The 5,091-nt window shown below is 63.8% G+C and carries 4 protein-coding genes and 1 pseudogene; all 5 read left to right on the forward strand.

Going from position 1 to position 5,091, the window contains the following annotated elements; all coding sequences use genetic code 11:
• Positions 1 to 357, forward strand: a pseudogene (locus ACE3OA_RS21390) (replication-associated recombination protein A); the annotation flags it as partial.
• A gap of 326 nt (positions 358 to 683) precedes the next feature.
• Complete coding sequence (locus ACE3OA_RS21395; protein ID WP_374314659.1) at positions 684 to 1,340, forward strand: cysteine hydrolase family protein; 657 nt, start codon at positions 684 to 686, stop codon at positions 1,338 to 1,340.
• 25 nt (positions 1,341 to 1,365) lie between these two features.
• Positions 1,366 to 2,379 carry an RluA family pseudouridine synthase gene (locus ACE3OA_RS21400; RefSeq protein ID WP_374314661.1) on the forward strand — a complete coding sequence of 338 codons (1,014 nt, stop codon included), beginning with the start codon at positions 1,366 to 1,368 and terminating at the stop codon, positions 2,377 to 2,379.
• A gap of 7 nt (positions 2,380 to 2,386) precedes the next feature.
• Positions 2,387 to 3,070 carry an HAD-IA family hydrolase gene (locus tag ACE3OA_RS21405; protein WP_374314663.1) on the forward strand — a complete coding sequence of 228 codons (684 nt, stop codon included), beginning with the start codon at positions 2,387 to 2,389 and terminating at the stop codon, positions 3,068 to 3,070.
• 57 nt (positions 3,071 to 3,127) lie between these two features.
• Positions 3,128 to 5,091, forward strand: a 1,964-nt coding sequence (locus ACE3OA_RS21410) for an AsmA family protein (protein ID WP_374314665.1), incomplete at its 3' end; no start/stop codon positions are given.

A 5,091-nucleotide genomic window follows, 5' to 3' on the forward strand; every position in this document is an offset into this window, starting at 1 on the left:
TATCTCGGCACCGCACCCAAATCGAATGCCGCCTACAAGGCCTATAACACCGTCCGCCGGGCAGCGAAGGCCAACGGCTCACTCATGCCGCCCAAGCATATCCTCAATGCGCCCACCAAGCTGATGAGCCAGCTCGGCTATGGCGCCGGCTATGATTACGACCACGACGCCGAGGACGGCTTTTCAGGTCAGAATTACTTTCCCGATGGCATGCGCCGGGAGCGTTTCTATCGCCCGGTCGAGCGCGGCTTCGAACGCGAATTGCTGAAGCGGCAGGAATATTGGGAGAAGCTGCGCGCCAAGCGCCAGCGCGCGAAGGCGCCCCAGGAAAGCGACGAGGGTGACGGCGAGGCGTGAGCGGAAATTCACACCTAGACCGTTCAGTTTAGTCGCGTCGTGTATGGATCATCCGCCCGCGACGGTTAACGGCAATCAAAGACCCCGCACGCAAATCGTGCCAAAAGGCAAGGGCCTAGGTTTGCAGGGAAGGCGGCTTCGCCATGCAAGATGAAGGGCTTGTCGCTGGAATAGGGCTTGGCTAGGGTCCCGCCAGAAAGCCTAGACAGGCATAGGCAATCCCAATGGGGGATGTTCCGCTTTCAGGGCATGAAGCCATAAGGCAGGCCCGGGCGGTCATTCGGGGTGGTGGCGGCCAAACCGCTACAATAAGGCGAGTTGTCAGAATGCAAGATTATCTTTCGCCCGAACGCGATCGTGTAGCTCTCATCACCATCGACGCCCAGCGCGACTTCGTCCTGCCCAATGGCCCCGCCGCCGTCAGCGGCTCCATGGCCGCCGTACCGCAGATGCAGCGCCTTACCCAGGCCTTCCGCCAATTGGGTGCGCCCATCGTGCATATGGTGCGGCTTTACCGCTGCAACGGTTCGAATGTCGATCTCTGCCACCGGGCGCAGATCGAATCCGGCCAGCGCATCGTCATGCCGGGAACCTCGGGTTGCGAACTGATCGACGAATTGAAGCCCGACACCACGCAGCGCATCGAGCCGGAACTGCTGCTTGACGGCAAGCTGCAGGAGATCGGGTCCAAGGAATGGATCGGCTACAAGCCGCGTCTCTCCGCCTTCTTCCAGACCCCGGTCGAAGAACATCTGAAGGCGCTGGGCATCAGCACCATCGTCATCTGCGGGACCGACTTCTCTACCTCGCCGCGTTCCAGCGTCTATGCCGCTGCCAATCGCGACTTCCGCATGGTCCTGGCGACCGATGCCATATCGGGCGCCACCGATGTCGGCCTCAACGAACTGGCGCAGATCGGCGTCTATCTGATGGCTACCGAACAATTGCTCGATTGGCTGTCACGCAGCCGGCAAGCCGCCTGATGAACTTCCTTACCGGCCATTCGTCATGAGTGGCGTCAAGCAATACACCGTCACCGCGTCGGATGGCGACCAGCGCCTCGACCGCTGGTTCAAGCGCAAATTCCCGCATCTCACCCATGGTCGGCTGGAAAAGCTGTTGCGTAAGGGCGAAGTGCGCGTCGACGGCAAGCGCGCCAAGGCGGCCGACCGCCTGGCTGCCGGCATGGTTGTGCGCGTCCCACCGCTGGGCGATGCCAACGACCCGCGCCCGGACATGGACCTGCCCAGCGGTCCCAAGCCGATCAGCGCCAAGGATGCCGAAGCCCTGCGCAAATCGGTCCTTTTCAAGGATGCCGACGTCATCGTCATCAACAAGCCGGCGGGCCTCGCCGTTCAGGGCGGCACGGGGCTCGACACCAATATCGACGCGATGCTCGAAGCCCTGCAATTCGATGCGCCGGAGCGGCCGCGCCTGGTTCACCGCCTCGACCGCGACACCTCGGGCTGCCTTGTCCTGGCGCGCAGCCAGGCGGCTGCCCGGAAGCTTGCCGAAGCCTTTCGCCACAAGACGGCGCGGAAGATCTATTGGGCCATCACCGTCGGTGCCCCGAAGATGAACGAAGGCAAGATCGACGCGCCCCTCGCGAAGCAGAGCGTCGCCGCCGTCGGCCGGCGCTCGGCCGAACGCGTGCAGATCGACGAGGATGAGGGCAAGCATGCCGTTACCTATTACGCGGTCGTCGAACGCGCCCATGACAAGGCGGCGTGGCTGGCCTTGATGCCGCTCACCGGCCGCACGCACCAGCTGCGCGCCCATTGCGTGGCCTTGGGCACACCGATCCTGGGCGATGGCAAATATGCCGGCGCCAAGGCCTATTTCGCGCGGGAATCGCTCGACAACCAGCTGCATCTTCATGCCCGCTCGATCCGCATTCCGCATCCGACGCGCGGCATCATCAATGTGACGGCGCCTCTGCCGCCTCATATGCAGAAGACTTGGAAGTTCTTCGAATTCTCCAACGAGCCGGACCACGATCCCTTTGCCGGCCTCGAACTCTGATCGCCTGATGCCGTCCATCGGTCGCTACCGCCTCGTCATCTTCGATTGCGACGGCACACTGGTCGACAGCCAGCACAACATCGTCTCGGCCATGCACGGCGCCTTCGGGCAGTTCGGCCGCGCACTGCCGACGGCCGAGGCGGTGCGCCGCCAGGTCGGCCTGACGCTGGAGGTGGCCGTCGCCCGCCTGCTGCCCGAAGAAGACGAGACGACGGTTGCCGAGATCGCCGAAGCCTACCGGGTTATCGTGCGCGCCCTGCGGGCCGGCGAGGGGCTCTCGGAACCCCTCTATGATGGGATCCGTGACCTCATCCTGGCGCTGGAACACCCGGAAATCTTCCTCGGGGTCGCCACGGGCAAGAATCTGGTGGGACTCGAGCACACTTTGGCCCATCACGGCCTCAGGGAGCGCTTTCACACCCTGCAGACGGCTGACCGGGCCCTTTCCAAGCCACATCCGGACATGGTGCTCCGCGCCATGGCCGAAACCGCCTGCGAAGCGCCGGAAACGGTCATGATCGGCGATACCAGCTTCGATATGGAGATGGCCCGCGCCGCCGGGGCGACCGCCATCGGCGTCAGCTGGGGCTATCATCCGACTGCGGAATTGCGGCAGGCGGGCGCCCATGAGGTGCTGGAATCCCCAGGCGACCTCATCGCCTGTTTGCAAAGCCTTTCCGCCACCCGCTAAAATCGCTTCTGGAGTGATGGCCGGAATGATGGTCGGAATCATGAAAGGAAGCGTCCGATGCGGCTGAAGACGATCCTGGCCGGTTTGCTGATGCTGGTGGTGGGCCTCGCGGCGACGCTGGTGGCGATCGTCAAATCGACCGACTTCAATGCCTATAAGGACCTCATCGCGGCGCAGGTGAAGGCGGCGACCGGGCGCGACCTGGTTCTGGCCGGGAATGTCGAGCTCGGCATCTCCCTGACACCCACCCTCACGGTGAGCCAGGTCACCTTCCGCAATGCCGATTGGAGCAGCGAGCCGGCGATGCTGAAATTCGACCGGCTCACCGCCGAGATCGAATTGATGCCGCTCCTCTCCAACGAGATCGTCATCAGAAAACTGGTTCTCTCCGACGCCGACGTGCTGCTGGAGACCAATGCAGAAGGTGTCGGCAATTGGGTCATGGGTACTGGCGGCGGCGGTTCCGCTCCCTTGCCTCATATTGGGGAAGTCTCGGTCGAGCGCCTCAGCATCCGTTATCGTGACGGCGAAAGCGGCGTGACGCGGCAGGCCGATATCGACAGCCTGACGGCACAGACGGCGGCGCCGGGCGCACCGATCACACTGGCGCTGCGTGCCAGGATGGCCGACCAGATATTGAGCGCCGATGGCGAGATCGGGGCGCTCAGGCAATTCACCCAAGGCCCGCTGCCGCTCGATCTCAAGGGCAATGCCGGCGGTGTCGCCTTCACCGTGAGCGGACAGATCGCTGACCCGGCGCAGGTCGAGGGAATCGACCTCGATCTGTCGCTCAGCGCCGACAAGGAAGTGACCTTCGGCGATTTCAAACTGCCGGGAACGGGGCCTTATCGTCTGGCCGGCCATCTCACCGGCGCCAAGGGGCAATACAAGCTTGCTACCGCCAGCGGCCGTGTCGGTGACAGCGATTTCGCGGGCGATCTCGAATATGCCTTGGGCGAGAAGCGGCCGCATGTCGGCCTGCGCCTCGCCTCGACCCATCTCAACAGCAAGGATTTCGGCTTGGAGCCGGTCCTCTCCGGGCCCGACAAGGGACCCAAGGACGGCCGTGCCTTCTCCGCCGAGCCGTGGGTCATCCCGCAACTCGACATGCTCGATGCCGATATCATGTGGACCGCGCAGGAGTTCTCCCACGGTCCCTATCCGCTCAAGAATGCCAGCATCGAACTGCATCTGCTGGACGGCAAGCTCCAGCTCACCAACGTCACTGGCAATCTGGTCGACGGGCGCTTCTCGGCCGGCGGCACGCTCGACACCCTGCAGGCGCCGCCGCCTCTGGTGGCGCGCATCCGTGCCGATGATGTGGCGGCCGCGCCGCTTCTTGAGACCTTGGGCCTTGCCGGCGTGCTGCAGGCCAAGAATGCCAATCTCGAAGTCGAGATCGCCGGTCCGGCCGGGTCCCTGCGCAGTCTGCTCGGCGGTGCCAACGGCAATGTCTTGTTCGAGACCGGCAGCGGGCGCCTGCAGAACGATTTCGTGCGCCTGCTCTTTGCCGATCTTTTCGGAATCATCTCCTTCGGCGGCAGCCAGGATGCCTCGCAGGTCAATTGCCTGGTGACGCGCTTCGACATCAAACAGGGCATCGCCCAGTCGCGTGGCCTGGTGCTCGATACGCCGGGCGCCACCGTGCTCGGTTCCGGCAATATCGACCTGCGGAACGAGATACTGGACCTCCATCTCGACACGCAATCGAAGCAGATCAATCTTGCCAATCTGGCCGTGCCGATGAATGTCGGTGGCAGCCTCTCACATCCCAGTGTCGTCCCGGACCCGATCGGGGCCGTGGAAAACACCGCCGGCTTCGCAACGCGGGCCGCCAATTTCGCGACCTTCGGCGCGCTCAATGCCGTGACCGGCCTTGGCGCGTCGAACGACCTCGGCCCCAATCCGTGCCGTTCTGCACTCGATGCCGGCATCAAGGCCGGCAAAGCCGCGACGCCCGGGCAGAAGATCATCGAAGGCTCCGGCCAAGTGATCGAAGGTGTCGGCGAAGGTGCCGGCCA

The sequence above is a fragment of the Dongia sp. genome, from assembly GCF_041906375.1.
GTDB lineage: Bacteria > Pseudomonadota > Alphaproteobacteria > Dongiales > Dongiaceae > Dongia.